This is a genomic window from Amycolatopsis pittospori, from assembly GCF_013870525.1.
Lineage (GTDB): Bacteria > Actinomycetota > Actinomycetes > Mycobacteriales > Pseudonocardiaceae > Amycolatopsis > Amycolatopsis pittospori.
This window is the reverse complement of the sequence record NZ_JACBXD010000109.1, coordinates 1-22026: the sequence shown is the minus strand read 5'-3', so window position 1 is coordinate 22026 and position 22026 is coordinate 1. Positions and strand designations below refer to the sequence as shown.

Below are 22026 nucleotides of genomic sequence, written 5' to 3'. Positions count from 1 at the left end.
TGGTCGTGAGTGTTTTGGGTCGCTAGAACGACCCAAAACACTCACGAGCCCCCTCTCGCCGCCGCCCTGCCGTCGGCCGCCCACCTGTAGGTACGCGAAGGCCCCCTTCACTCGACTTAGCCGAGTGAAGGGGGTCTTCGCGTACCCCCACCCCTGTGGAACATCTTTGGTTTTCGGCGGTCTGGTCTGCCCCCTCGGCAGGCCAGACCGCCGGTGCGCCGCGCCGCGGGTGGCGAACTTTCGGCTGCACAAGACAGGAGACGGCCGGGACTGCCCAGATACATCAAGATCGGCGGCCATTGGAGTGATCCAGGTCGCGAGGGGTGATCACGCAGAGCGACTAGGCGCGGATGAGCCGGTTCGCCAAGGTCGACATCGTGTAGGCGCCGATGCCCATGACGACTTCGAGGGCATTGCGCTCGGTGTAGCCGTACCCGAAGAAGGTCCGCAGGGTGTCGTCGTCGACGCCGCCGGCGGTTTCGAGTACCGCGAGCGTGAACTGCCGGACGGCTTCCAGTCGCTCGTCGGGCACGGGATCCTGCGAGCGAAGCGCCGCTATGACGTCGTCGTCCGCGTGAAGGCCCTTCAGTTTGCCGGTGTGGATCTCGACGCACACCTCGCAGCCGTTGCGGGTCGCCACGGTCATCACGACCGTTTCCCGCGCGAGGGGTTCGAGCGTCGTCCGCTCGAAACTCGCGCTGAGCTTCAGGAATCCGTCGAGCAGTTCCGGTGACGACGCCTGCCGGGCGACGGCGGTGGGGAGGTGGCCGAACTTCCGGATGGTCGCCTCCATCGCGCGGCGCGAGGCTTCGGGTGCGGTTTCGACGGTGTGGTCGGTGAACAAGGCAGCCCCTTAAGATGGTCAACGTGGTTGACGAAAAGGTAAACCAGGTTGTCGAACAACGCAAGCGGCTTCTCGATCCGCCCGGCTTCGAGCTGCCCCTGCTGCTCTTCGCGGGTTTCCGCTCGATCATCGACCGGATGCACGCCGAGTTGGCCGAGCAGGGACATCCCGACGTCCGTCCGGCTTACGGCTTCGCCATGCAGGCGATCGGCCGCCACGGTGCCACGGCGAGCGAGATCGGCAAACGGCTCGGGGTCACGAAGCAGGCGGCCGGCAAGACCGTCGACAAGCTGGAGCAACTCGGGTACGTCGAGCGCGCCGACGATCCGGCCGACGCGCGGCGCAAGGTCGTGCGGCTGACCGCACGCGGGTTCGACTCGCTCGGCCGGTCCGCGGCGATCTTCGAGCGGCTGCGCGAGGACTGGGTCGACGCGCTGGGCGCCGAGAGGGTCCGCGCGCTCGAAACGGACCTGCGCACGATGGCGCCGACCGACGGCTTCCGCCTCGACGTCGCCGGCTGGTTCGGCGCCTAGAAGGGACAGCCGGGTTCCGTCCGATTCAGTCCGCCCGAAGGGTCCTCCGCAGCATCTTCCCGCTCTCCGTCCGCGGCAGGCGCTCCCGGAACTCGAACCGGCGCGGGGTCTTGAAACCGGCGAGTTCGGCACGGCAATGCTCTTCGAGGCTCTTCGCCAGCACGGAGTCCCCGATGACGCCTTCGAGGGGCTGGACGACGGCGACGACCCGTTGTCCCCATTCGGGATCGGGTTCGCCGATCACCGCGACATCGGCGACGTCGGGATGGCTCAGCAGCCGCGCCTCGATCTCGGCCGGGTAGATGTTCACGCCGCCGGACAGGATGAGATCCGTACGCCGGTCGCACAGGAACACCCGCCCCGCCGCGTCGAGGTAGGCGACGTCCCCGACGGTGACGAACTCCCCCGAGCGCGAGGCGGCCGTCTTGTCCGGATCATCGTGGTAGTCGAATTTCGTGTGCGCGGAACTGAAGTACAGCGTCCCGGTCTCACCCGGCGGGAGTTCTTCGCCGTCGTCCCCGACGACCTTGATCCGTACCCCGTCCAGCGGCTTCCCGACCGTGCCCGGTTCGGCGAGCCATTCGCGGGCGTGCACGGCGGTGATCAGCCCTTCGGACGCGCCGTAGTACTCGTGGACCACCGGCCCCAGCCAGGCGAGCATCCGCTCCTTGACCTCGCGCGGGCACGGCGCGGCGCCGTGGATCACCGAAACCAGGCTCGACAGGTCGTAGCGCTCGCGGACGTCGTCGGGCAGCCGCAGCATGCGGTGGAACATCGTCGGCACCAGATGCGTGCTCGTGACGCGGTGCTTTTCGGTGAGCCGCAACGTCTCCTCGGCGTCGAACCGGTCCATCAGCACAAGGGTGTGCCCGAGATGCAGGATCGCGGTCGAGAAGGTGCCCGGCGCCGCGTGATAGAGCGGGCAGGCGACGAGGTGCACTCCTTGCCCCGGCAGGACGTCCAGCCGTTCGAGGGTGTGCGTGTGGATCGGGTGCAGCGCGGGCGGTTGCCCGGACAGCGCGCGCCGGACGCCCTTGGGGCGCCCGGTGGTGCCGGAGGTGTAGAGCATCGTCTGGCCGGAGGTCCGGTGCTCCGGCGTCGTCGTGGGCTGATCCGCGCCCCAGGACGCGTAATCCGCCCAGCCCGGCGTCGCGCCGAGGGAGAACCGGTGCAGGGCGGCCAGTTCGTCGGTGCAGGTGGCCGCGATGTCCGCGTCCGCGACGGCGACCTTGGCGCCGCTGTTGCCCGCGATGTAGGCGATCTCGCCCGGCGGGGACCGGTAGTTGACCGGCGTGAAGTAGATCCCCGCCTGCAGCGTCGCCAGCAGGAGCTCGTAGTAGGCGAGTCCATTGTGGATGATCGCGACGATCCCGTCGCCCTCATCGAGGCCGAGTGCCCGCAGGGCGTGCGTGAGCCGGTTCGCCCGTGCGGACAACTCGCCGAAGGTGGTCTCGCGACCGTCGACGTCGATCACCGCGACACGTCCGGGGTCCTGGGCCGCGACTTCGTAGAACGTGCTCATGCCGTCACAGTGCCACCTGTCGGGCTAGGGCGCCCGCAAGGTCTCCAGATGCCGTCGGAGCACCGTGCGCATCAGCTCCGGTGGGGTCCGTCCCGCCGACAGGGCGAGGCCGTCCAGCAGTGCGGCCAGCCGTTCGGTCTCGACGGCCAGGTCGAGGTCGTCGAGTAGCCCGCCCGCCCCGTGGGCGCCTTCGAGCACTCGCCGGACAAGGGCGCGGACCCCGTCGTGGGTGCGGGTGGCCTCCTCGGCGAGGTCCGGGCGGTTCTTCGCGGCGGCCGTGAACGCCAGCCAGACGTCGGTTTCGGCCCGGGTCTGCTCGGTGAGCGGAAGCAGTTCGCCGAGCAGGGCTTCGGTGAGTTCCTGTCGCCGTGAACGCGGTGTCGCGGGGTCGAGCAGGTCCGGGAGGTGCCCCAGCAGCCTCGCCACCAGCCGGTCGCCGAGCGAGCGCATGGCGAACACGATCAGCTCGTCGTGCCCCTTGAAATAGTGCCGGACCGAACCGATCGCCAGACCCGCCTCGTCGGCCACGCTTCTGAGCGACGCCTGGGGGAGACCGTCCCGCTGGATCACGCGGAAGACGGCTTCGGCTATCTCCAGGCGCCGGGCCTCGGGGTCGACGATCTTGGGCACGTTGCCTTTATAGCACGACCTTGCTATTTTATTTAGCACAGTCATGCTACAAAGGGGGAGTTCATGAGGACCTGGTTGCTGATCGCGCTGGCGGTCGCCGTGGTGGTCGCGATCGTCGTGCGAAGGCTCCGAGGAGAGCCGCTGGTCGCCCGCGACGTGTTCGGGGCGCCGGCGATCCTGATCGGGATCGGGGTCTACGGCCTGACCAAACTCGAGACCTTCACTGTCACGGACGGTCTCTGGCTCGCGCTGGGCGCCGTGGCCGGCTGCGGTCTCGGCGCGGTGCGTGCCGCCACCACGAAACTGTTCGAGCGGGACGGCGTGCTGTGGCTGCGCTATACCGGCTGGACGTTCGGCGTCTGGGTGCTGTCGATGGTGGTGAACTTCGGGATCGGTTTCCTGGCCACTCTGGCCGGGGCGCATCCCGACGCGAGGCCGGTGACGTTGTCGATCGGCGTCAGCCTGCTGGGGGAGGCGCTCGTGATGGGCATGCGGGCGAAGACGACGGGGCTGCCGTACGCCCCGTCGTCCGACTCGGTGCTTTCGCGGCGCTAGGCCAGTTTTTCGATCTCCCCCGTGAGGAGCGCGATCTCGTCTTCGGTGTTGAAGTAGTGCACCGACGACCGGACCATCTCCGGCAGCCCGCGTGCGGTGAAGTCGAACTGGGCCGAAGTCGCGTGCGCGACGCTGGTGTTGATCTTCGCCGCCGAAAGGTGCCGCTTGACCTCTTCCGACGGCGTTTTCGCGACGCTGAACGTGACGATCCCGCACTGTCGCGTCCCCTGGTCGTGGACGCGGACGCCGGGGATCTCCCGCAGCGTGTCGCGCAGTTTCGCGGCCAGCGCGGCGACGCGGGCTTCGATGGCGGGCATGCCCCATTCGAGGGCGTAGTCGATCGCCGCGCCCAGGCCGTGCGTCGCGGCGTGATCGCGTTCCCAGACCTCGAACATCTTCGCCGTCGGATCGACTTCGTAGCTCTCCGGCGCGCTCCACGTCGCCGAGTGGAGGTCGAGCATCGCGGGCTCGACCCGCTCGCGCAGCCGCGGGTGTACGTAGAGGAATCCGGTGCCGCGCGGCCCGCGCAGGTACTTGCGGCCGGTCACGCTGAGCGCGTCGCAGTTCAGGCGCGCGACGTCGAGGTCGATCTGGCCGGCGCTCTGGCACGCGTCCAGCAGGAAGGGGACCCCGGCGGCCCTGGCGACCGCGCCGATCTCCTCGGCGGGGTTCACGAGACCGCCCTGGGTCGGCACGTGGGAGACGGCGATCAGCTTGACGTCGCCGTCGATCCGGCGCTTCAGATCCTCGACGTCGAGCTGTCCGGACTCGTCGTCGTCGACCACCTCGACGACGGCGCCCGTGCGCTTCGCGGTCTGCAGGAAGGAGATGACGTTGCTCGCGTACTCGGATTTCGACGTCAGGATCCGGTCGCCGGCGGTGAACGGCAGGGCGTAGAAGACGGCCTGCCACGAGCGGGTCGCGTTGTCGGTCAGGGCGATGTCGTCGGGCCCGGCGCCGACCAGTCGCGCGGCCGAGGCGTAGACGGCCTCATGCCCCTCCAGGGTCGCCGCCGCTTGCTCGTATCCGCCGATCAGGGCTTCTCGGCGCAGGTAGTCGACGACGGTGTCGGTCACTCGGGCAGGTGGGAGCGACGATCCGGCGTTGTTGAGGTGGACCACCTCCGCGCATCCCGGGGTCTCGGACCGGGCGCGCTCTACATCGAAGTCCGTCATGCCTAACTGAATACAGTACGACCGAAGTGCATGCAATACTGCTCAGATGACGAGGAACCTGCTACGGCGTGACCTCGCGGAGGAGATCACCGCGCGAGTGCTCGACGGCCGGATCGCCGCGGACAGCCGGATCAACGAAGTGCACCTCGCTCGTGAGCTCGGCGTCAGCCGGACGCCGTTGCGCGAGGCACTGATCGGGCTGGCCGATCGCGGGTTGCTGGTCTCGGCGCCGGGCCGTGGCTTCCTTCTGCCGCCGTTCGACCCTGAGGAGGCTCGGCGGCTGTACCCGCTCGTCGCGGAGCTGGAGGCGCTCGCGCTGCGCTGGAGTTCGCCGCAGGATCTCGCCGGGCTCACCGGCGGCCTGGACCGGATCGCCGACGAGATGAGCGCCGAACTCGAACGGCAGGGCGATCTGTCCGCTTTGGACGATCGCTGGCACGCGTTGCTGGTCTCGCGCTGTACGAATCCGCATCTGCTGCGCCTCATCGAGCAGACCAAGCCGCTCCTGAAACGCTATGACGCCTGCTACTTCGGTGGCACGGAGCGCTCGCTGGAGAGTATCGACGAACATCGGCGGATCGCCGAGGCGATCCGCGCCTCCGACCACGCGACGGCAGCGGAGCTGCTCGTGCGGAACTGGGTGAAGACGTTGGCATATCTGGAGAACATGGGGTGATGCAGTGTTCGTGACGGCACATTTGAGCGACAACCATCTCGACGGCGGGGACCGCGCGGACGAGCGCACCGCGCGTGTCATGCGGTACCTGGAGAATCTGGCGACACCGGTCGACGCGATCCTGGTGACCGGCGACATCGCCGATCACGGCACGGTCGAGGAGTACCGGCGCGCGGCGGAGCTGTTCAAGACCGACGTCCCGCTGTTCACCTGCCCCGGAAACCACGACGTACGCGGCGCGTACCGGGAAGGGCTGCTCGACGAGGCGCCGAGCGACGCCCCCGTCAACGCTGTGCACACCGTCGGTGACATCACCTTCGTCATGGCCGATACGAGTATCCCCGGCAAACCCGGCGGGCTGCTCGACGACGAGAGCATCGCCTGGCTGGACGGCGTCCTCGCCGACGGCGACGGTCCCGCTTTCGTGTGCTTCCACCATCCGCCGGTCGAACTCGGCCTGCCGCTGGTGGACATCATGCGCCAGGAGGGCGAGGACAGGCTGGCCGAGGTGATCGCCCGCCATCCGCGGGTGGTGGCGCTGCTCTGCGGGCACGTCCACGCCGCGACGTCGACGACCTTCGCCGGCGTGCCGCTGCGGTCGGCGCCGTCGGTCGGGTCGAACATCCTGTTCCCGTGGGAAGAGGGCGGCCTCCGGCCGTGGGGTGAAGGCGGGCCGATCGATTACGACCTGCCGCCGTCGCTGCTGTTCCACGTGCTGCACGACGACGGCAGGCTGACCACCCATCAGCGGGTGGTCACGGCCTAACCTCCGAAGACCGGGAGGGTGATCCGGGATGGCCGCGCGGGGTCGTGGAAGATCTCGAACCGTGCCGGTTTCCCGTCCACCGCGCTGAAAACCGGCTCGTCGGTGCCGTGGTTGCGGGCGAAGCGAGGGAACGCTCCGCCCGCGACCTGTAGTCGCAGCCGGTGCCCGCGCCGGAATCGGTAGGCCGTCGGGTCGAGGTGGACTTCGGCCGCCACCACTCCGTCCCTATCGGACTCCGGGGTGCCGGGACGCAGACGGAGAATGCCGTCGGTGACGTTGCGGGAGACGCCGCGACCGTCCACATCGCACAGCCGGACGAAGACGTCGCCGTGCCCGAGGTCGGTGCGCACGTGCACCAGCGCGGAGATCTCGCCGATGACGTCGAGGTCGTGCTTGAGCCTGTCGCCGGTGAAGAGCAGCACATCAGGGCGCACTTCGACGATCTTGTTGTCCCGCTGCTTCCAGACACCCGAAAGCAGCGGCCCACCGACGGACGGCGTCGGATCGGCGGGATCGTAGGTGAACGTGCCCGGCTTCGACTCCACCGGTTCCGCGGTGGAAAGCGCGCCGGGGCGCAGGTAGTACGGGGTGGCGTCGGATTCCGGCGGCCAGCTTTCGAAGTCCAGCCACCGCCCGGCGCCCTGGAGGTACAGCCGCACCGGCGCCTGCCGCAACTGGGCGCGGTCGCCGAGCAGATGTGCCGACAGGAAGCCGATCTGGTCGCCCACCATGGTCTTCAGGCTGGCCGGTTCGCCGTGTGCCCACGGGCCGATGGTGATCCGGGGTTCGCGTCCGGCGGCGGCGAGTTCCTTGAAGTCGCGCAGCTGCGAGGAGATGAACAGGTCCCACCAGCCGGTCGCCATGGTCACCGGTGTCGTCAGCGCGCCGACCTCGCCACTGTGATCCGAAGGCGCCCAGAAATCGTCGCCGGGCTCGGCGTGCGCGGAGACGTCCTGCAGGAACCGCACCTGTTCGCCGATGGCCGCGACGTCCGCGCCGGAGATCGGGAGGTGCGACATCGCCGCACGGGTCTTCTTGGTCTGCCACGGGTTCGGCAGGCCGGCGAACCGCCCTTCCTGACGTCCGATCAGCGACGACCACGAGACCATGTTGTGGACCGCGAGGATCCCGCCCGGGTAGAAGGTCGAGACGAACTCCGACGCCGTGACGCCGAGACAGACCGCTTCGAGCGGCTCGTCGACGTATGGCGCGACAGCCCACTGCGTGTGTCCGAGGTAGCTCGCGCCCGCCATCGCGACCCGGCCGTCGCACCACGGCTGCTCGCGCAGCCAGGCGACGGTGTCGAGCCCGTCCTCCTTCTCCAGGTGGAACGGCCGGAATTCGCCGCCGGAGCCGAAGGTGCCGCGCGTGCTCTGGAGGACCGTCTGCAACCCGTGGCGCGCGAACGTCTCCCCGAAGATCTTGCCCATCACGCCTTTGCGGCCGTACGGCGTGCGGATCAGCACCACCGGTCGCGGCTCGTCACCCGGCAGGGCGTAGCGGTCGGCCAGCAGCCGGACGCCGTCGGACATCGGGACCGGGATCCCCTTGGTCGCGATCGGAGGAGGGCCTTCGGCCCGGGGGAGGCCGAGGAACCGGTCGAGGAGTCGTTCGAGCACGTCAGGCCCGCCTTTCGTGCGGATGATCACCTTCCGCTTTCGACCGTACCCGCGTCGTCGCGGCGTGGCACGCGATGAGCCGCCGCCCGAGGAAAGGAAAGCGTCCTTCATCGCGGGTTTCGCAATGAAGGACGCTTTCCCGGCGCGGGGTGGACCGCCCGGTACCACCCCGCTGGTCTCAGGAGAGGCGCGCGAGCGTCTCCGGTTTCAGCAGCTTCGCCAGTTCTTCCGCGGGAAGCAGGCCCTTCTCGACGACGAGTTCAGCCACGCCTCGCCCGGTCTCCAGCGCCTCCTTGGCGATCTCGGTCGCCGCCGCGTACCCGATGCTCGGGTTCAGCGCGGTCACCAGCCCGATGGAGTTCTCGACGTAACCCCGCATCACGTCGGCGTTCGCGGTGATGCCGGAGACGCACCGTTCCGCCAGCACCACGCAGGCCGAACGCAGATGCGTGATGCTCTCCGAGAGCGAGTGCAGGATCAGCGGTTCGAAGGCGTTGAGCTGCAGTTGCCCGGCTTCGGCCGCCATCGTGATCGCGACGTCGTTGCCGATGACCTCGAAGGCGACCTGGTTGACCACCTCGGGGATCACCGGGTTGATCTTGCCCGGCATGATCGACGAACCCGCCTGCACCGGCGGCAGGTTGATCTCGTTGAGCCCCGCCCTCGGACCGGAGGAAAGCAGCCGCAGGTCGTTGCAGCTCTTCGAGAGTTTGACCGCGATCCGTTTGAGCACACCGGAAAGATGCACGAACGCGCCGCAGTCCTGGGTCGCCTCGACCAGATCGGCCGCGGTCTCGACGGGCAGGCCGGTGATCTCGCGCAGATGCGCGACGGCGGCTTCGGCGTACCCGGGAGCGGCGTTGAGCCCGGTGCCGATCGCGGTCGCGCCGAGGTTGATCTCGTGCAGCAGCGCCACGGCTTCGGTCAGCTGAAGCCGGTCCTCGCCGAGCATGACCGCGTAGGTGCCGAACTCCTGCCCCAGTGTCATCGGGACGGCGTCCTGCAGCTGGGTGCGGCCCATCTTCAGCAGGTCGTGGAACTCGACGGCCTTGGCCGCGAACGCCCGCTCCAGCACGACCATCGCCTCGGCCAGTTCGCGGACGGCGAGGATCGTCGCGACGTTGACCGCGGTCGGGTAGGCGTCGTTGGTCGACTGCCCGAGGTTCACGTGCTCGTTCGGATGCACATGGGCGTACTCGCCCTTCTCGTGCCCGAGAAGTTCGAGCGCGCGGTTCGCGATCACCTCGTTGGCGTTCATATTCGTCGAGGTGCCGGCGCCGCCCTGGATGACGTCGACGACGAACTGGTCGTGCAGCGCGCCTCCCCGGATCTCACGGCACGCCTCGCAGATCGCGTCCGCGACGTCCGGCTTCAGCAGGCCGAGGTCGGCGTTGGCGCGGGCCGCGGCCTCCTTGACCGAGGCGAGCGCCTCGACCAGATGCGGGTACGCGGAGATCGCGGTGCCGGTGATGGGGAAGTTCTCCCGGGCGCGCGCGGTGTGCACACCCCAGTAGGCATCGGCCGGAACTTCCTTGTCTCCCAGCAGATCGTGTTCCACGCGATGCATCAACGGCTCCTCAGGCTGCCATCTGGAGTTCGGCGAGCGCGCCCGTCACGCGCAGGCCGGGGGTCCCGGTGAACGGCTTCAGTACTTCCCGGTCGACGCCGCACAGTGCGAGCGCGGCGGCGAGCACCGGCTGCCGGGCGCGGTCCCCGCCGTCGGCGATCTTGACCGCGATCGCCGTGCCGTCCGGCAGGGCGGCGACCTGGACGGCTTCGAAACCGTCCTTGGCGATCAGGCCGGGAACCGCCCGCATCAGCGCGGTGACGTCGCGGCGGGTACCGGCGACCAGTTCCGGATGCTTCCGGATCCCTTCGGCCACAAGACCTTCCGGCGCGCCCGGGGCCGCGGCGGCGATCTTGCCGACTGCGCGGGCTAGACCGCGCAGCGAGACCGCGAACAGGGGAGCGCCGCAGCCGTCGACGGCGACCTTCGGGATCCGCTGTCCGGTCAGGTCCTCGACGCAGTCCGCGATCGCGCGCTGCAGCGGGTGGCCCGGATCGAGGTAGTCCACAGTGGACCAGCCGTGCGGACGGCAGGTCGCGAGCATGGCCGCGTGCTTGCCGGAGCAGTTGTGCACCAGCCTCGAAGCGGCCCGCCCCGAGGCGATCCAGGAGTCGCGCTCGACCGGGTCGAACGGCAGATCCTCCGGCGTCCGCAGATCCTCGGCGGTGAGCCCGGCGCCGTCCAGTGTCCTGAGCACCTCCGCCAGGTGGATGTCCTCACCCGAGTGGCTGGCCGCGCCGACGGCGAACCCGGCCGGGCTCAGCTCGACCCCGAGTCGCGCCATCGCCGTGGCCTGCAGGGGTTTGGCCGCCGAACGTGGATAGAACGCCGACTCGACGTCGCCGGCGGAGAACAGCACGCGGCCGTCCGGCGCGAGCACCACGGCCGAACCGTGGTGCACCCCCTCGACCATTCCGTCGCGGAGGAGATGCACCAGCGGCTCGTGCGCCGGGACGCGGATCTCGGGGATCACAGCTTGGTCTTTTCGAAGACGTCCATGTTGATCCGCTTGCGGACCCCGAACCAGCCCGCCACCAGCGCCAGCCCGATGATCGGCAGGCAGTAGAGGGTGATCCGGCCGGTCTCGTCGAAGCCCATCAGAACGACGACGGCGGCGAGGAAGATCAGCGTCGCGATCTCGGTGTACGGCGAGAACGGCAGGCGGTACGACGGGCGTTCGACCTCGCCGCGCTTGGCCTTGCGCACGAACATCAGATGCGCGAGCACGATGATCGCCCAGGTGCCGAGGATGCCGATGGCCGCGAAGTTCAGCACGATCTCGAAGGCTTCGCTCGGCACGATGGCGTTCAGGCCGACACCGAGCACACAGACCGCCGAGGTGAGCAGGATCCCGCCGTAAGGCACGTGGTTCTTGTTCATCACGCCGGTGAACTTCGGCGCGGATCCGGCGAGCGACATCGAGCGCAGGATGCGGCCGGTGGAGTAGAGGCCCGAGTTCAGGCTGGACAGCGCCGCGGTCAGCACCACCAGGTTCATCACGTTGCCTGCCTGCGGCACCCCGATATGCGAGAGCACGGTGACGAACGGGCTCTCGTTCTTGCTGTAGGAGTCCCACGGCATCAGCATCGCCAGCAGGATCACCGAACCGACGTAGAAGATCCCGATCCGCCACATGATCGAGTTGATCGCCTTCGGCATGATCTTCCGCGGGTCCTTCGTCTCGCCCGCGGCGACGCCGACCAGCTCGACAGAGGCGTAGGCGAACACGACGCCCTGGACGATCAGCACCATCGGGAGCAGCCCGGCCGGGAAGATCCCGCCGTGATCGGAGATCAGCGAGAATCCGGGTGTCTGGCCGTCGATCGGCTGCTGGGTGACCAGCAGGAAGATCCCGATCCCCATGAAGGTCACCAGCGCGGCGACCTTGATGATGGCGAACCAGAACTCCATCTCGCCGAACAGCTTGACCGACACCATGTTCAGTGTCAGCACGACGGCGAGCGCGATGAGCGCCAGTACCCACTGCGGGATCGGCGTGAAGAAGGACCAGAAGTGCGCGTAGAGCGCGATCGCGGTGATGTCCGCGATACCGGTCGTCGACCAGTTCAGGAAGTGCATCCAGCCCGCGACGAAAGCCCCCTTTTCACCCATGAATTCGCGGGCGTAGGAAACGAACGCGCCGGAGGAGGGGCGGTAGAGGATGAGCTCGCCGAGCGCGCGCACCACGAAGAACGCGAAGAGGCCGCAGACCGCGTACACGATCGCGAGGGCCGGGCCCGCCTGAGCGAGCCGTCCGCCCGCGCCGAGGAACAGGCCGGTGCCGATGGCGCCGCCGATCGCGATCATGTTGACGTGGCGGGGTTTCAGCGCCTTGTCGTAGCCGGCGTCACCGGCGTCGGCCGGCACCTGCGCGGCTTTGTCGTCCGCGCTGAGGGTCTGTTCGGTCACGGTGTCAGTCGTCCTTGTTCTGGTGCGTCGTGTGGCTCGGCCGCACGATGGTGGTGAGCGCGTCCTCGACGTGTTCGAGATGGGAGGTCATCGCCGCGACGGCGTCCGCTTCGGAGCCGGAGGCGATGGCGGTGACGATCTCACGGTGCTCGGCGTTCGAGCGGGTCCGACGGTCACCCAATTGGTTGAGAAATGCCGACTGGCGCGCCAGCGCGTCCCGGATCTCCTCGATGACCTTGCCGAACACCGGGTTGCCCGAGGACTGGGCGATGGTGATGTGGAACAGCGAGTCCAGCGCCACCCACGCGGTGTTGTCGGTTTCGACGTCCATCCGCTCGACGAGATGGCCGAGCAGATCGAGGTCGTCGGTGCTGCGGCGCAAGGCCGCGTATCCGGCGACGGGGATCTCGACGTGGCGCCGGACCTCGAACAGGTCACGGGCCGAGTAGGTCCCGAAGGTGGGGTTCTCGACCGGCCCGGTGGCGGTCACGAAGGTCCCCTTGCCCGTTTTGGACACGGTGAGCCCGAGTGCCTGCAGCCCCCGCAACGCTTCGCGGACGACCGACCGGCTGACCTCGAACTCCTTGCCGAGCGCGGATTCCGACGGCAGCTTCTGGCCGACGGGGTATTCCCCGCGTTCGATGGCGCCGCGAAGGTGTGCCAGCACGGCCTCCATCGCGCTGATGCGCCGCGGACCACCGTGTCCGGCTGTCTGGCTGTCAGACAGGTTCATGAGACGAGATCGTGCGGTCGGCCCACCGCTTTGTCAAGCGATCAGCCGAGCGCTCCGATCCAGCCTGCGAGGTCCGCGCCGATGAGGTAGCCGCCCGGGAATGGGAAGCCGTACTGGGCGCCTTCGCCGGTACGGAGTCCTGGCGTGCCACCGGAATCCGGCGTAGAGGTGGCCAGTGTCACACCGCGCGTCAGACGCGCTTGAGCGCGATCACCGGGAAGGGCCGCGTGGTCTTCGACTGGTGCTCGGCCAGCCTCGGGAACGCCTTCGCCTGCTTCGCGAACAGGCGGTCCCGGGCCGCTCCGGTGATCTCCTCCGCGTGAGCGGTGAAGGCCTCTCCGTCCGCTTCGACGTCGACAGACGGCTCCGAGATCAGGTTGCGATACCAGTCCGGATGACCGGAAGCGCCCCCGTTGGCGGCGAAGACGACGTACCGGTCGTCGTCGGCCAGGAACAGCATCGGCGTCACGTGCCGCCGGCCGGTGCGAGCGCCGGTGGTGGTGAGCAGCAGCGTCGGAAGGCCGTCGCCGTGACGGCCGTTCGCGCGGAACTCCGCGATCACGCGTTCGTTCATGGCCTGCAGGTCGATCATCAACTCTCCGGGCGGTTCGGTGATCTTGGCGGCTGGCCAGTCTGCCCATCCGCGCCCAGGTCGGCAAGCATTTTTGGATCATGGCAGCTCACCGCGCCGCGGAAACTGTCGGTGCCGCCGGAGACACTGGACGAGTGAGCCCCGTCAGCCGCGGGCGCAAGCCCGCCAAAAGACCCAGGAACCAGCGCTCCCGCCCGCCGCGTCCTCTGGACGTGAGCGGGGTGGAGCGCTGGCCGAAGCTGCTCCACGGACCTGTCGAACTGTCGGACTGTGTCGCGCAGGGCCAGGTCGATCAGGACCTCGTGGTTCTGGCAGCCACGCTGACCGCCGGCAAACGCTCAGTGGGCGTCGAGGTGGTGGTGAATGGCCGCGAGGTCGACGTGATCGAGCTTCACCCTGCCCCCGAGGACGCCCTGGCAGTACTTCGCAACGGCTTCGAGGTGGTCGAGGCGCAGCTGACCCCTGCGGAGTTCCGTGATCAGGTCGAAACGGCCTTGATCGTCAGGGCGGACAGCGCCGCCTGGATCCGGGAGAGGGTCCCCGACCTCTTGAAACTGGGAAGGGATCCGAGGCCCGACCTGGCCGAGCGTGCGGCCCAGCTGCGCCGGTGGCTCGGTCTGCCCGACTACGAGCCGCTTCCGCGCGTACCGTCGGCCGAGCCGCTGCCGCTCGTCCTGCCCCCGCCCGCGCCGGACACCGGGCTCTGGCTGGCGGTCGCCCTGGCCGAGCCGGACGACGCGATCTGGCGACGGCTCGAAGTCCGCTCCGACGTCACCCTCGCCGGACTGCACCGGATCCTCGCGGCCGCGTTCGACCGCGATGAACGGCAGCTTCACCGGTTCGAGACCGCGTACGGCGTGCTCGGCTCCGACGTGCCGGGCGGAGAAGGCGACCGTCCAGACGACGAGGTGACACTCGGCCAGGTCGTCACTTCGCCGGGCCAGCGGCTCGTCTACGAGGCGGGGCGCTGGAGGCACTGGATCCGCGTCGAGCAGCTGGTCGATCTCCCCGAAGCGCCGAGCTGCCTCGACGGCGAGCGAGCCGCGCCTCCGGCTGAATGCGAGGACGAGCGGAGCTACGAGATGTTGCTGGAGGCACTGCGCGATCCGGATGACGAAGACAACGAGGGACTGCTCGAAGAGCTCGGCGGCTTCGGGTTCGATCCGGAGTGGTTCGACGGGGAGGTGGTCGACGAGCGGCTGTCCCGGCTGAGCAGATCCGGCGACCCGTTCGGGGGGTAATCGAGGTCATCGCGAACCGCGCCGCGTCGGTGCTTGGTGGTGGCCGATCGGAAGGGAAGACTGACCCTTGCCGGGGTACCATCCCGCCCGGGCGCCGTCGGACCTCGGCGCATAAGGTGGGAGGACCGGCCCGCGTCACGCAGCCAGGGACCCGTCTGCCTAGGGGAGGTTTTCGCTGGTGTCGAACGATTCCTTCGTCCACCTGCATGTGCACACCGAGTACTCGATGCTCGACGGTGCGGCGAAGATCGCCCCCTTGTTCAAGGAGGCGGCGCGCCTCGGCATGCCGGCGGTCGGGATGACCGACCACGGCAACATGTACGGCGCGGACGAGTTCTACCAGCAGGCGGTCAAACACGAGCTGAAGCCGATCATCGGCATCGAGGCCTACGTCGCGCCGGAGAGCCGCTTCCACAAGAAGCCGGTCTTCTGGGGACAGTCCAACCAGCGTGGCGCCGACGAGCTCGGTGAGGGTGGCGACGTCTCCGGCGCCGGTGCGTACACCCACATGACGATGCTCGCCGCGAACGCGACCGGGCTGCGCAACCTGTTCAAACTCTCCTCGCTCGCGAGCATGCAGGGCTACTACCGCAAGCCCCGGATGGACCGTGAGCTGATCTCGGAGAACCACGAAGGCATCATCGCGACCACCGGCTGCCCCTCGGGCGAGGTGCAGACGCGACTCCGGCTGGGGCAGCGCACCGAAGCGATCCAGGCCGCGTCGGACTATAAGGACATCTTCGGCGGCGAAAACTTCTTCCTCGAACTGATGGACCACGGCCTGCCGATCGAGCGGTCGGTCCGCGAGGGCCTGCTCGAGATCGGCAAGCTGCTCGACCTCAGGCCGCTGGCGACGAACGACTCGCACTACGTCACCAAGGACCAGGCGGACACGCACTCCGCGCTCCTGTGCGTGCAGGCCGGGAAGACGCTGAACGACCCGAACCGGTTCAAGTTCGACGGTGACGGCTACTACCTGAAGTCGGCCGCCGACATGCGCGAGTACTGGGACAAGGAAGTCCCCGGCGCCGCCGACTCGACCCTGCTGATCGCCGAACGCGTCGAGTCCTACAAAGACGTCTACACCCACAAGGACCGGCTGCCGTTCTTCGAGGTCCCCGACGGTTACGACCAGGGCACCTGGCTGCGGGAAGAGGTCGCGCGCGGCCTCAAGTGGCGGTACCCCGACGGCGTCCCGGACGAGTACTACAACGAGCGCATCGAGATCGAGCTCGACGTCATCATCGGGAAGGGCTTCCCCGCCTACTTCCTCATCGTCGCCGACCTCATCAACTACGCCCGTAAGGTCGGCATCCGCGTCGGGCCCGGCCGTGGTTCGGCCGCCGGCTCGCTGGTCGCGTACGTCCTGGGTATCACCAACCTGGACCCGATCCCGCAGAAGCTGCTGTTCGAGCGGTTCCTGAACCCCGAACGCGTCTCCATGCCCGATATCGACATCGACTTCGACGACCGTCGCCGCGGCGAGATGATCCGCTACGCCACCGACAAGTACGGCGTCGACAAGGTCGCGCAGGTCATCACCTTCGGCACGATTAAGACCAAGGCCGCCATCAAGGACTCCGCCCGAGTCCACTACGGCCAGCCCGGTTACGCGATCGCGGACCGGATCTCGAAGGCGCTGCCGCCGCCGATCATGGCGAAGGACATCCCGCTCTCGGGCATCGTCGACTCGAAGCACGAGCGCTACGGCGAAGCGGCAGAAGTCCGCACGCTCGTCGAGACCGACGAAGAGTGCAAGACGATCTTCGAGACCGCCCGTGGCCTCGAAGGGCTGATCCGCAACGCCGGCGTCCACGCCTGCGCGGTCATCATGTCCTGCGATCCGCTGACCGACGCGATCCCGCTGTGGCAGCGTGACGACGGCTCGATCATCACCGGCTGGGACTACCCGTCGTGCGAGAACATCGGCCTGCTCAAGATGGACTTCCTGGGCCTGCGGAACCTCACCGTCATCGGTGACGCGATCGACAACATCAAGACCAACCGCGGGGTCGACATCGACCTCGACACCCTCGGCGTCGAAGACCCCGAGACGTACAAACTGCTTTCCCGCGGTGACACGCTCGGCGTGTTCCAGCTGGACGGCGGGCCCATGCGGGACCTGCTGCGGAGGATGCAGCCGACGGTCTTCGACGACATCGTGGCGGTGGGCGCGCTGTACCGCCCCGGCCCGATGGGCATGAACGCGCACAACGACTACGCCGACCGCAAGAACAATCGGCAAAAGGTCAAACCGATCCACCCCGAGCTCGAAGAGCCCCTGAAGGAGATCCTGGCCGACACCTACGGCCTGATCGTCTATCAGGAGCAGATCATGCACATCGGCCAGAAAGTGGCCGGGTACTCGATGGGCCGCGCGGACGTGCTCCGCCGGGCGATGGGTAAGAAGAAGCAGGAAGTCCTCGAAAAGGAGTTCGTGGGCTTCGAAGAGGGCATGAAGGGGAGCGAACTGCTCCCCGGCGGCTTCTCCTCCGAAGCGATCAAGGCTCTCTGGGACACGATCCTCCCGTTCGCCGGCTACGCGTTCAACAAGAGTCACGCGGCCGCGTACGGCCTGATCTCCTACTGGACCGCGTACCTCAAGGCGAACTTCACGCCGGAGTACATGGCCGCGCTGCTCACGTCGGTCGGTGACAACAAGGACAAGTCCGCGGTCTACCTGTCCGAGTGCCGTCGCCTCGGCATCAAGGTGCTCCCGCCGGACGTCAACGAGTCGGCGTTGAGGTTCGCGGCCGTCGGGGAGGACATCCGCTTCGGCATGGGTGCCGTCCGCAACGTCGGCGCGAACGTCGTCGAGTCGATCATCAAGACCCGCGACGAGAAGGGGAAGTACTCCTCCTTCACCGACTTCCTCGACAAATCCGAACTGGTGGCCTGCAACAAGCGGGTCATCGAATCGCTGATCAAGGCGGGCGGGTTCGACTCGCTCGGCAACTCCCGGCTTTCGATGATCCAGGTGCACGAGGACGCGGTCGAGGCCGTGGTCCCGCTCAAGCGCCAGGAGGCGATGGGCCAGTTCGACCTCTTCGGTTTCGGCGGGGACGACGACGCGGAGGCCGCGGTGTCCTCGTCGCCGCTCGCGCATCTGAAGTTCGGCGAGGAGGAGTACCCGCGCAAGCAACTCCTCGCCTACGAACGGGAGATGCTGGGCCTGTACGTCTCGGCGCATCCGCTGGACGGCGCCGAACGCATCCTGCGCAAACACGCGCCGAGGCCGATCGCCGCGATCCTCGCCGACCCGCCGAAGGAAGGCGAGCTGATCATCTCCGGGTTGATCACCTCGCTGGAGCGCCGGGTCAACAAGAAGGGCGAGCCCTGGGCGATCTGCACCGTCGAGGACATGGACGCCTCGCTGGAGGTCCTGTACTTCCCGAAGTCGTACGCGATGTTCTCCGCCGACCTCATCGAGGACAACGCGGTCCTGGTCAAGGGCCGGGTGAACTGGCGCGAGGACAAGATGTCCGTCTTCGGCGGCGGCCTGGTGCCGCTCGACCTGTCCGAGGTCGGCAACGGTGACGACGACCTGCCGCTCGTCCTGCTGGCCGCGGCGGAGAAGATCGACCAGTCGGTGGTCAGCGAGCTGAAGCAGACCTTGCTGGCGCACAAGGGCGAGACCCCGGTGCATCTCAAGCTGGTCGGCAAGAACCAGACGGTCTTCGCGCTCTACGACTATCCGGTCAAGGTGACGTCGATGCTGATCGGTGAGCTCAAGGGCATCCCCGGGATCGCCGCCAGCACCTGATGACCGCTTACGAACCCGACCCGCGGCGCTGGAAGGCGCTGGCCGTCTCCCTCGCCGCGGGGTTCATGGGCCTGCTCGACGTCAGCATCGTCAACACGGCACTGCCGTCGATCCAGAAGGACCTCGGCGCGTCGAGCGGCGGGATCCAGTGGGTCGTCTCCGGATACGCGCTGGCCTTCGGGCTCGTGCTGGTGTCGGGAGGCAGACTCGGCGACGCGCTCGGCCGCCGTCGCATGTTCCTGTACGCGCTCGCCGCGTTCGTGCTGACCAGCGCGTTCGCCGGGGCGGCGCCGAACGAGACGATCCTGATCGTCGCGCGGCTCCTGCAGGGGTTCGCCGCGGGCATGATGACGCCGCAGAACAGCGGGATGATCCAGGATCTGTTCCGCGGCGCGGAACGTGGCCGAGCCTTCGGCATGTTCGGTGCCACCGTCGGGATCTCCACCGCGGTCGGCCCGGTGCTCGGCGGCGTGATCCTCGCCGTGTTCGGTGACCCGGAAGGCTGGCGCTGGGTCTTCTACGTGAACGTCCCCATCGGGGTACTGGCGTTCGTCTTCGCGCTGAGATGGCTGCCGAAGACATCGAGCACGGTGAGAAGCCTGAAGGGCGAGATCGACTTCGTCGGCATCATGCTCCTGGGTGTCGCGGTGCTCGGCGTACTGCTCCCGTTGATCGAATCCGAACAGGGCGGGCTCAGCGATCTGTGGTGGCTGTTCCTGGTCGCGGTGGTCTTCGGGTTCGCCTTCGTGCGCTGGGAACGCTCGATGGTGCGACGCGGCCGTCCGCCGTTGCTGGACACCCGGCTGTTCACCGGCACTCCGGGTTACGCGACGGGTGCCGCGGTCGGGGCGCTGTACTTCTGCGGGTTCACCGGTATGTGGCTGGTGTTCGCGATCTTCTTCCAGCAGGGGCTGGGTTACACGCCCTTGGAGTCCGGGCTCGCCGTCACGCCGTTCGCGATCGGCTCGGCGGTGTCCGCGGCGATAGCCGGGCGGCTCGTCCCGAAGTGGGGGCGCAAGCTCACCGTCACCGGGCTGGTCATGGTGATCGCCGGGATGGTGACCGTCGCGGTGCTCGCCGGCCACGCCCCCAGCGCGTCAGCAGGCTGGTGGTTCGCGGTGCCGCTGCTCATCGGCGGGATCGGCGGCGGGATGGTCATCTCGCCCAACACCACGCTGACCCTGGAATGCGTGCCGACGTCGATGGCGGGTGTGGCCGGGGGAGCGCTGCAGACCGGGCAGCGGATCGGCACCGCGATCGGCACCGTCGTCCTCGCGTCGATCTTCCACGCGGTGCTGGGCGCGAACGGCGGCTACCCGTCGGCGCTGACCGCGGCGATGCTGTGCGCCGCCGGTCTCACCTGCTCGGCGCTCTTACTCGCGGTGATCGAACTCCGCTCGCGCCGGAATCGCCGATTGCTCACTGAGCGGGAGGAAACCGCCCGCGCTGCCGCGGACAGTCAACGCGGCTGAGCGATCGGCGCCCGCCGATGACTACGGTCGGCTAGACCGGATGCTCCATCCGAGTGACTGAAGTCGTTAGACCCTGGTGCTACTCAGAGCAACCAGGTAGACCTAACGGAGCCTTCACCGCTGTGACATGGCTACCGACAGTGGTATTTCTGTCGATCGATCGGGGATGGATCGATCGGTGGGAGCGATCGTGGTGAGCCCGGAGTTTCAGGAATGGGCACCCACGGTCACGAACCGGTGGACAGCCGTCGGCGTCCGCGGGGGACCGTTCGGCGGCAGCCGGTTCGCGTCCACTGACCAGCTGAGTCGGGGTGAGGCATTCGCGCGGGTGGGTCCGCGCGGGGACGCCTGGGGAGGTGCGCCCGGCCCGGACCCACCCGCCGCGCTTTCTCCGAGTGTGTGAATCGCCTTCGGCTGCGAAGATCTCGTCAGTCTCAGATAGCGAGGAGCACCGATGGCGGAGAGTTCTGTGCGGGGTAGTCGGCTGCGGGTCTGGTACCGGCCGATGAAGATGCGGGATTCCGGTGAGGGGCACCGGGTCGCGACACCGCTGGAGCTGTTGTTCGACCTGTGTTTCGTGGTCGCCGTCGCCCAGGCCGCGGCCGGCCTCCACCACGCGATCGCCGAGAACCACATCGGACACGGGGTGCTCAGCTTCGGGATGGTGTTCTTCGCGATCTGGTGGGGCTGGCTGAACTTCAGCTGGTTCGCTTCGTCGTTCGACACCGACGACGTCCTGTACCGGCTGGTCACGATGGTGCAGATCGCGGGCGGGCTGACCGTGGCGGCCGGCGTCTCGTCGGCGTTCGACGGCGACTTCACGATCATGGTGATCGGCTACGTCCTGATGCGGTTCGCGATGGTCGCGCAGTGGCTGCGCGCCGCGCGGACCGATTCGTCCTGCCGTCCGGCGGCACTGCGATACGCGGTGGGCATCACGATCGTCCAGATCCTGTGGATCGTCCGTCTCGGCCTGCCGGAGTCCTTGGCCCTGCCGTCGTTCTTCCTGTTCCTGCTCGCCGAACTGGCCGTCCCGGTGATCGCCGAGCGCCGCCGTCCGACGGGCTGGCACCCGCATCACATCGCCGAGCGCTACGGCCTGTTCACGATCATCGTGCTGGGTGAATCCATCCTCGGCGCGACGACCGCGGTCAAGGAAGGATTGGACGAGGGCGAGCACACCGGCGGCCTGATCTCCCTGGCCGCCGCGGGGCTCGTGCTGGTCTTCTCCCTGTGGTGGCTGTACTTCGACCAGCCCGGACACGTGCGGCTCGAGAAGGCGAAGAACCTCTTCACCGTCGCGAGCTGGGGCTACGGGCACTATCTGATCTTCGCCTCGGCGGCCGCGCTCGGCGCCGGACTCGAGGTCGCGGTCGACTACGACACCCACACCGGGCACGTGGCCTCGCTGCCCGCCGCGATGGCGACGACCGTGCCCGTCGCGATCTACCTGCTGAGCGTCTGGCTGATGCATATCGGGCCCACCAACGAATGCCGCCCGATCGCGATCGGCTTCCCGGTGACCGCAGTGCTCGTGCTCGGCGCGTCCTTCACGCCCGCGCCCATCCACATCACCGCTCTGCTCGCCGCCGCCCTCGTCGTGCTGACGGTGGTCGCCACACACGGAGAGCCCGTCCCGGGCGAGGCCACATCTGCGAGCTAGATCGACGCAGGTCAGAGCGTCGGCGCGAAAAAAGGGACCCCCCCTGTAAAAGCCGTTTTCGGGCCGTGTAATGTTCTCTTCGTCGCCAGGGAAACCGAGCGGCCGCCGGGAACACGAACCAAGCTCCCACCGGATGGTGGTAGAGTGGGTGGTCCCGAATCGGAGAGGTAACCAGACCCCCGCTGAAACGGCAGTTTCAAGCAGGTGTAGGGTGAGCTCCGAACAAAAGCCAAGAAATAACTGCTTCGGATAAGGCCGCGTGATTG

The 22026-nt window shown here is 68.0% G+C and carries 18 protein-coding genes; 8 read left to right on the top strand and 10 right to left on the bottom strand.

The genetic code is table 11. The features are described from left to right. Window positions 1-340: 340 nt before the first annotated feature. The gene (locus tag H5J31_RS35460) at window positions 341-844 is read right to left on the bottom strand and encodes a carboxymuconolactone decarboxylase family protein (protein WP_181777052.1); all 504 of its coding nucleotides are present in this window, start codon (window positions 842-844) and stop codon (window positions 341-343) included. Window positions 845-858: 14 nt separating this feature from the next. Between H5J31_RS35460 and H5J31_RS35455 the strand changes: the two genes are divergently transcribed. Then, window positions 859-1377: a MarR family winged helix-turn-helix transcriptional regulator gene (locus H5J31_RS35455; RefSeq protein WP_181777051.1), complete on the top strand. Its 519-nt coding sequence runs from the start codon at window positions 859-861 to the stop codon at window positions 1375-1377. Window positions 1378-1402: 25 nt separating this feature from the next. On the opposite strand, the gene H5J31_RS35450 is transcribed toward H5J31_RS35455, so the two are convergent. After that, window positions 1403-2899 carry an AMP-binding protein gene (locus tag H5J31_RS35450; protein ID WP_181777050.1) on the bottom strand — a complete coding sequence of 499 codons (1497 nt, stop codon included), beginning with the start codon at window positions 2897-2899 and terminating at the stop codon, window positions 1403-1405. Between the two features lie 24 nt (window positions 2900-2923). Beyond that, window positions 2924-3529, bottom strand: a complete 606-nt coding sequence (locus tag H5J31_RS35445; protein WP_181777049.1) for a TetR/AcrR family transcriptional regulator — start codon at window positions 3527-3529, stop codon at window positions 2924-2926. A gap of 63 nt (window positions 3530-3592) precedes the next feature. On the opposite strand from H5J31_RS35445, the gene H5J31_RS35440 reads away from it, so the two are divergent. Continuing rightward, a complete protein-coding gene (locus H5J31_RS35440; protein WP_181777048.1) occupies window positions 3593-4084 on the top strand; it encodes a DUF1453 domain-containing protein in 492 nt (163 codons plus the stop codon). Here the strand turns inward: H5J31_RS35440 and H5J31_RS35435 are convergent. Then, complete coding sequence (locus H5J31_RS35435) at window positions 4081-5259, bottom strand: aminotransferase class V-fold PLP-dependent enzyme (protein ID WP_181777047.1); 1179 nt, start codon at window positions 5257-5259, stop codon at window positions 4081-4083. The genes H5J31_RS35440 and H5J31_RS35435 overlap by 4 nt on opposite strands. A gap of 46 nt (window positions 5260-5305) precedes the next feature. Between H5J31_RS35435 and H5J31_RS35430 the strand changes: the two genes are divergently transcribed. Together H5J31_RS35430 and H5J31_RS35425 are read left to right on the top strand one after the other, a co-directional pair. Continuing rightward, complete coding sequence (locus tag H5J31_RS35430) at window positions 5306-5935, top strand: GntR family transcriptional regulator (protein ID WP_181777046.1); 630 nt, start codon at window positions 5306-5308, stop codon at window positions 5933-5935. A 4-nt stretch (window positions 5936-5939) separates the two neighbouring features. Then, window positions 5940-6701, top strand: a complete 762-nt coding sequence (locus H5J31_RS35425; protein ID WP_181777045.1) for a metallophosphoesterase — start codon at window positions 5940-5942, stop codon at window positions 6699-6701. On the opposite strand, the gene H5J31_RS35420 is transcribed toward H5J31_RS35425, so the two are convergent. From H5J31_RS35420 to H5J31_RS35395, 6 genes are all read right to left on the bottom strand, one after another. Continuing rightward, complete coding sequence (locus tag H5J31_RS35420; RefSeq protein WP_181777044.1) at window positions 6698-8320, bottom strand: CocE/NonD family hydrolase; 1623 nt, start codon at window positions 8318-8320, stop codon at window positions 6698-6700. The two genes, H5J31_RS35425 and H5J31_RS35420, sit on opposite strands and share 4 nt — an antisense overlap. A gap of 178 nt (window positions 8321-8498) precedes the next feature. Then, window positions 8499-9887 carry an aspartate ammonia-lyase gene (gene aspA / locus H5J31_RS35415; protein ID WP_181777043.1) on the bottom strand — a complete coding sequence of 463 codons (1389 nt, stop codon included), beginning with the start codon at window positions 9885-9887 and terminating at the stop codon, window positions 8499-8501. 10 nt (window positions 9888-9897) lie between these two features. Further along, window positions 9898-10860 carry an asparaginase gene (locus H5J31_RS35410; RefSeq protein ID WP_181777042.1) on the bottom strand — a complete coding sequence of 321 codons (963 nt, stop codon included), beginning with the start codon at window positions 10858-10860 and terminating at the stop codon, window positions 9898-9900. Then, window positions 10857-12296: an amino acid permease gene (locus tag H5J31_RS35405; RefSeq protein WP_181777041.1), complete on the bottom strand. Its 1440-nt coding sequence runs from the start codon at window positions 12294-12296 to the stop codon at window positions 10857-10859. The genes H5J31_RS35410 and H5J31_RS35405 overlap by 4 nt, the downstream gene beginning before the upstream one ends. A 4-nt stretch (window positions 12297-12300) precedes the next feature. Beyond that, window positions 12301-12972, bottom strand: a complete 672-nt coding sequence (locus H5J31_RS35400) for a FadR/GntR family transcriptional regulator (protein ID WP_181777054.1) — start codon at window positions 12970-12972, stop codon at window positions 12301-12303. Window positions 12973-13219: 247 nt separating this feature from the next. After that, entirely contained in the window at window positions 13220-13621 is a 402-nt protein-coding gene (locus H5J31_RS35395; protein WP_181777040.1) for a nitroreductase/quinone reductase family protein, read from the bottom strand. A 212-nt stretch (window positions 13622-13833) separates the two neighbouring features. Between H5J31_RS35395 and H5J31_RS35390 the strand changes: the two genes are divergently transcribed. From H5J31_RS35390 to H5J31_RS35375, 4 genes are all read left to right on the top strand, one after another. Next, on the top strand, window positions 13834-14862 hold the full coding sequence (locus H5J31_RS35390; protein ID WP_328701695.1) for a plasmid pRiA4b ORF-3 family protein: 1029 nt from the start codon (window positions 13834-13836) through the stop codon (window positions 14860-14862). Window positions 14863-15040: 178 nt separating this feature from the next. Then, window positions 15041-18625: a DNA polymerase III subunit alpha gene (dnaE, locus tag H5J31_RS35385; RefSeq protein WP_181777039.1), complete on the top strand. Its 3585-nt coding sequence runs from the start codon at window positions 15041-15043 to the stop codon at window positions 18623-18625. Continuing rightward, window positions 18625-20097: an MFS transporter gene (locus tag H5J31_RS35380; protein WP_181777038.1), complete on the top strand. Its 1473-nt coding sequence runs from the start codon at window positions 18625-18627 to the stop codon at window positions 20095-20097. Before dnaE ends, H5J31_RS35380 begins: the two co-directional genes overlap by 1 nt. Before the next feature lie 454 nt (window positions 20098-20551). Beyond that, entirely contained in the window at window positions 20552-21760 is a 1209-nt protein-coding gene (locus tag H5J31_RS35375; protein WP_181777037.1) for a low temperature requirement protein A, read from the top strand. Window positions 21761-22026 lie beyond the last annotated feature (266 nt).